This window comes from Acinetobacter sp. WC-141, assembly GCF_000313935.1.
GTDB lineage: Bacteria > Pseudomonadota > Gammaproteobacteria > Pseudomonadales > Moraxellaceae > Acinetobacter.
Genome location: NZ_AMSS01000082.1, coordinates 1 through 5481, shown reverse-complemented (window position 1 = coordinate 5481; position 5481 = coordinate 1). Strand labels below are relative to the sequence as shown.

Annotated in this window: 4 protein-coding genes and 3 pseudogenes; all 7 read right to left on the bottom strand. The window is 34.9% G+C overall.

Going from position 1 to position 5481, the window contains the following annotated elements; translation table 11 throughout:
• A pseudogene (locus ACINWC141_RS19845) lies at nt 1-555 on the bottom strand (IS3-like element ISAba22 family transposase); the annotation flags it as partial.
• 65 nt (nt 556-620) lie between these two features.
• Nucleotides 621-1562 (bottom strand): annotated as a pseudogene (locus ACINWC141_RS15730) (S8 family peptidase); the annotation flags it as partial.
• 240 nt (nt 1563-1802) lie between these two features.
• Complete coding sequence (locus ACINWC141_RS20545) at nt 1803-1916, bottom strand: hypothetical protein (protein ID WP_249364766.1); 114 nt, start codon at nt 1914-1916, stop codon at nt 1803-1805.
• A 195-nt stretch (nt 1917-2111) separates the two neighbouring features.
• A complete protein-coding gene (locus ACINWC141_RS15725) occupies nt 2112-2390 on the bottom strand; it encodes a ubiquitination-like system serine protease family protein (protein WP_009392822.1) in 279 nt (92 codons plus the stop codon).
• 545 nt (nt 2391-2935) lie between these two features.
• Nucleotides 2936-3682 (bottom strand): alpha/beta hydrolase, encoded by a 747-nt coding sequence (locus ACINWC141_RS15720; protein ID WP_034678910.1) that lies wholly within the window; start codon nt 3680-3682, stop codon nt 2936-2938.
• A gap of 7 nt (nt 3683-3689) precedes the next feature.
• Nucleotides 3690-5096 carry an amino acid permease gene (locus ACINWC141_RS15715; protein ID WP_009392823.1) on the bottom strand — a complete coding sequence of 469 codons (1407 nt, stop codon included), beginning with the start codon at nt 5094-5096 and terminating at the stop codon, nt 3690-3692.
• A gap of 40 nt (nt 5097-5136) precedes the next feature.
• A pseudogene (locus ACINWC141_RS15710) lies at nt 5137-5394 on the bottom strand (kynureninase/PvdN C-terminal domain-containing protein); the annotation flags it as partial.
• Between the last annotated feature and the right edge of the window lie 87 nt (nt 5395-5481).

The following is a 5481-nucleotide window of genomic DNA, read 5'->3' as shown; positions in this document are numbered from 1 at the left end:
TTATCTGACGTACAGCGTACATACTCATTTTTATACCCTGAGCTTGTAAGTATTTGGTTAATCGAATATAACCATAGCTCTGCTTTGTCTCCTCATGGGCTATTTTCACCAATATCGTCTGTTGATTTCGTTGAATCGTTCTTTTGCTCACGCCTCTCTTGAGCCAATCATAAAAACATGAAACTGAAACATGAAGTAATCGAGCCATTAAGGTAATTGGAAAAGAATATCTTTTTTGTTTCATATAGGCGTACCTTACTGACTTTCTTTGGCAAAGTACGCTGCTGCCTTTTTTAAAAATTCACGTTCCATTTCAGCTATTTTGAGCTGTTGTTTGAGTTTTTTATTTTCTTCGAGTAGAGCGTTTAGATCAGGTGAATACTGTTTTGTACCTGCTAAAGTTCCAGCCTTTGCTTTGGTATTCCAATTTGAAAGAGTTTGCATTGAAATGCTAAGTTGTCTGGCTGTTTCCGAGACATTGCCTTGATTGGCTTCAATTAATTTGATGGCTTCAGCTTTAAATTCTGTGGTGTAAGTCTTGTGTTTCTTGCTCATGGTAAACTCCTGATGAGTGTGTTTAGTTTACCAAGTTAAAACCTCCTGTTTTTTCAGCACACATCAATATCAACACAGCTTCCATAATTAGAATAGCTTGCACGCGTATCAGTATTATCTGTAGCAGCAACCGTAATTGCCTTACTTACTCTTGCTGGAGAAGAATTACATGCATCTGCATTTGAATTACCTGCAGCTACAACCATGACATAACCATTATTAAATAAATTTTCAACTGCGCTGTCTAAAGAGGTACTTGCATCCCCTCCTAATGACATATTCACTACAGCTGGTTTTTTACCATTTTTTAATATCCAATCTAAACCCGCAATCACATTACTTGAAGCGCCAGACCCATCGCATCCTAAAATTCGAATTGGAACCAAGCTTACATTTTTAGCCACACCATAAGTACTACCACCTACTGTTCCTGCCACATGGGTACCATGGCCATTACAATCCGTTGTGCCGTTTCCATCAGATATTGCGGTATAACCACTTGATACCCGTCCAGAGAACTGTTGATGCGTAGACAATATTCCTGTATCAACAATATAAGCCGTTGTCCCAGTACCTGTCTGTAAGTAGGAATAAGCAGAATTTAAAGGTAAGGCTTTTTGGTCAATACGATCTAGCCCCCAATCTGGGTTGCTTTGGGTAGTCGCATCAATTTTCATGACTGTGTCATTTTCCACTGAAAGTACCTTAGGATTCTTTTTCATTGCCTCGACAAAAGCGGCACCTGCTGCATCAGGCAGATAAACCGCAAATCCTTTAAGTACGGTATCATAGGTTTGTAACACCTTACCGCCATGCTGCTTAGCAATACTGTGGGCCAGATCATTAGGAGGACCAACATCTTTATTGAGAATAACAATATATTGGTTTTTAATAATTCCTTTTGCTTGAGAAGAATCTAGAAGAGAACTTGTTGTATTTGGTGCTGCATGGACTAGATTGACGGCGGCCATTGTTAAGAAAGCAGCCGTTATTTGGCAAAACTTCATGAAAAATCTCCATATCTTTTTATTCATACATCGTTGTTATGATCTGTACTGTCGTTATATTTAAGAATTAAACTTTTTTGGAAAGAAATTTTTCTTTGCCTCCCCTCCATCAAAACTAAATCATATTTTCATAAAATTTTATTTTATACAACGCTAGTATCTTTTTTTAATCGGAAATGTGAACTAATTCAAAAAATATAGAGCTAGGTTTAAAAATTAATTATTCTTTAAGGTAAGATTTCAAGCAGGATTCACAATATAAAAATATATAATCATTACCAATAATATAAAAGACGAAATTGCAAGATAAGTACCCACTGTGTTAAAACTTCGCAAAAATTTCCAGATATCCATACATATATAACGAAAAAAATTAGTTATAAAAATTATTTCAATATTCTATTTAAGCTGCAATCAGAAGAGATTTACAAACCTTTTAACTATAAAAGTTCAGTATGAAATACGTAAAAATATATTACTCATAAATCCCAGTAAATAAATAAAGCTCAAAAAAACATGAATGATTAAATAAAAATATAAAAACAAGTATTATAAATTAGTTTTGTTTTTTAGTTCAGGTAATTCTAACTTATGCCCCGCCAAATGATGTTTACAATTAAAAGCGTACTCAATAAAACCTTCTTTTATAAAATAATGACAGCGCCCAATAATACTTATATCTGGATTAAATGTTGGTTTTTCAAGGCTACCGTTAAAGGACCACTGACATCCATTAGAAAAAGGATGCTCTACCGGAATATAGTGAAGATGCCCACAAGCCGGACACATATGCTCATACATCCCACCTTCAAAATATTGTACCTTCATAAAGGTTCCTTTATTAATAAAAAAACCAACCCTAATAAATCAACTCATCCCAAATAATTAAAAATACTATATATTATTTAATTACTCATGCTAGCTTTTATTTTCATATTTTAATTTAATTAAAATTTATGACAGATTGATGAAGGTTAAAATTTCATTTTAAAAATTATTAAAATTAATAAAATATATTTGATTTTAAATTTTAATTCAGTTATTTCCTTAATTAATATATCCATCAAATTATTAATATTTCTTATGTAATTGTTTTCATACATTTATATTAAAAGAGAAGAAATCATAAAAATTTAAATAAAAAAGTCCGTATCTTGGGAAGCTACGGACTTGAAACTCAACTAAACAACAGCTAAACATTTTGCCGCTTAGTGAGAAAGCACTATCTTTTTAATCTAATTAACTTTGTCAGCCAGGTCAATAAAAACAAATAATTTCTATAAAAAACAGGTTGAGTTGTGATTTATTTCACATTTATCTCCCAATTAATTTCAGCTTAACTCTCTTATATAATTATATTTCAATTCAAATACTTAAAACAATATAGACTTAAAATAGTGCTCTAAAATAGAATAATGATTAATCTCTGGAATAAGCTTAAAAGAAACAAAATCCGGTTCTTGTCCTTTTTTAATTTCAAAATAATTTTGGCTTTGCCATTTCAACTCTTCGAGTTCAAGTTCACCACATAAAATTGAACATGGAATAGCAATCCGCTTGGTGTAGTAAATAGGACTATATTTTAAAATATCTTCATTTGACAGATTAAGTGCATGATTTAAATGAGTCCTGCGTATAGGTTCTAAATCATAAATTCCGCTTAACAACACCATCTCAGATATGAGTGGATGGCCTACTGACAAGGCAGCAAGATGCGCTCCTGCTGAATGCCCAACCAAAACCATCTCATCGGTTCTCCAGTCTTGTTCTCGAATAAAATCGAGAGCTTGATAAACTTGAGAAGCAATATCCGAAATTTTGCTTTGGGGAGCCAGATCATATTCTAAAAAAATGCATTGCACTCCTTTTGAGAGAACATGCGGCACGACAAATGCAAAATCAGATTTATCGCACCATTGCCAATACCCCCCATGAATAAAAATAACAGTCTTCTTAGCTTTCTCTAAAGGAAATAAGTCTAAGGTTGACCTTGGTTGTTTGCCATATTGGATATCTCTAATATGAGTACATGTTTGGTAGACCGCCATGCTTCTGCTTTGAAATTCTGCCAATATTTCATGTTCATTCGCCACGGTACTAGCATTGTCATATGGTCTCATACGCTTCTCACTTCAATGGTTTCTCATGAGCATTTAAAGTAAGCTTGGCTGACGAGCGTTTTAAATAATAGAAAAATGTAAGAACAACAACTAATGGGATTCCAAATTGTAAAGTCGACTTAAACTCATTAGTAAACCAAGTCGTAATCGTAATACTTAAAATCGCGATTAATCCCAACAAAGAAATTAACCGACTTGCTGGTACTTTAAACTTTAATACTAGCCCCTGTTGTGCCATATTTTTTCTAAAAAACATATGGGTAACAAAAATACTTCCCCAAGTAAATAATGCTCCAAACATAGAAAGAGCAATCATGATAGGAAAAGCAGAAGCTGGATTAATTGTATAGATAATACTCGCAATGCCAATGCCGACCGCTGACAATAACAACGCATTAACTGGTACACCATTACGACTAATACGACCAAATAGTTTTGGTGCATCACCTGCTCGTGATAAGCTAAATAGCATACGCGTTGAGATATAGAGCATACTATTCATGGCTGATAAAGCCGCAACAATTACAATAAAATTTAAAATACTATCTGCATAGGGAATGCCGACAATTTTCATCACCATCACAAAAGGGCTAGTCGCATCCGCACCAATTAAAGTTGTCCAAGGAACAAGTGCCACAATAAGAAATAGAGACAGTAAATAAAATAGGATTAAGCGAATTGCAGTACTTTTAAAAGCTTTCTTAACGGCTCTTTCCGGATCTTTAGCCTCACCTGCCGCAACAGCGATCATTTCGATACTTAAATAACTAAATATTGAAATGATTACCCCAATCCAGACACCACTAAAACCATGCGGAAAAAAGCCACCATGCTCGGTTAAATTAGAGAGAACCTGTTCTGTTCCTCCATGACTTTGAGTCAAAATGCCAATTGCTAAAAGAATAAATACAATAATCGCAAAGACTTTGATCGTTGAAAACCAATATTCAACCAACCCAAAAGCTTTAACACTATAGGCATTTACTACAAGCAAAGTTATCGAGAAAAAAGCGATCCAGATCCAAGAGCCCACATGTGGAAACCATAATTTCATATAGTCAGCAACTGCTGTAATTTCTGTACCAACAGCTAATACAATGCATGCCCAATAACAATAACGGACTAAAAAACCCGCCAGTGGACTCACATAATGCTCAGCATATGCTCCGAAGGAACCCGACGTCGGATGCTGAACTGTCATCTCAGCCAAACAAGCCATAATAGCAAACGCAATTAAGCCACCAATCGCGTAACTCACAATAACAGCAGGGCCAGCAAAGCTAATTGCAAACTTGCTACCCATGAACAGCCCTGTACCAATCGCTCCACCAATTGCAATCATTCCCATTTGCTTTGCAGATAATTTCTTATGTAAACCTGCTTCTCTATTTTGTATTTCGTCAAAACTGCTCATAGGCCCTCCTAGCCATTTTTCTGATAGTGACCACTAAATATCAGGTCACTTCGCCTCTAACCAGATAACGCTCATTTTTCCATTCGCTATTCAGCATAATCTGCTTAAGATGCTGTACGGCATTCCATATATCTTCAAAACCGAGGTATAGAGGAGTAATCCCAAAACGTAATACTTCTGGCTCTCGATAATCACCAATTACACCTCGAGCAATAAGCGCCTGAATAATTTCATAGCCAAACTCATGTCTATAACTGACATGGCTACCACGATATTGATGATTTAAAGGTGGGCAGAGTAAAACTTGAAGTGCGACATAAACCACCTAATTAATTTAAAGGGTTTATGGAGTATATAAAATTGTCATACCATCATCTTAACTTTG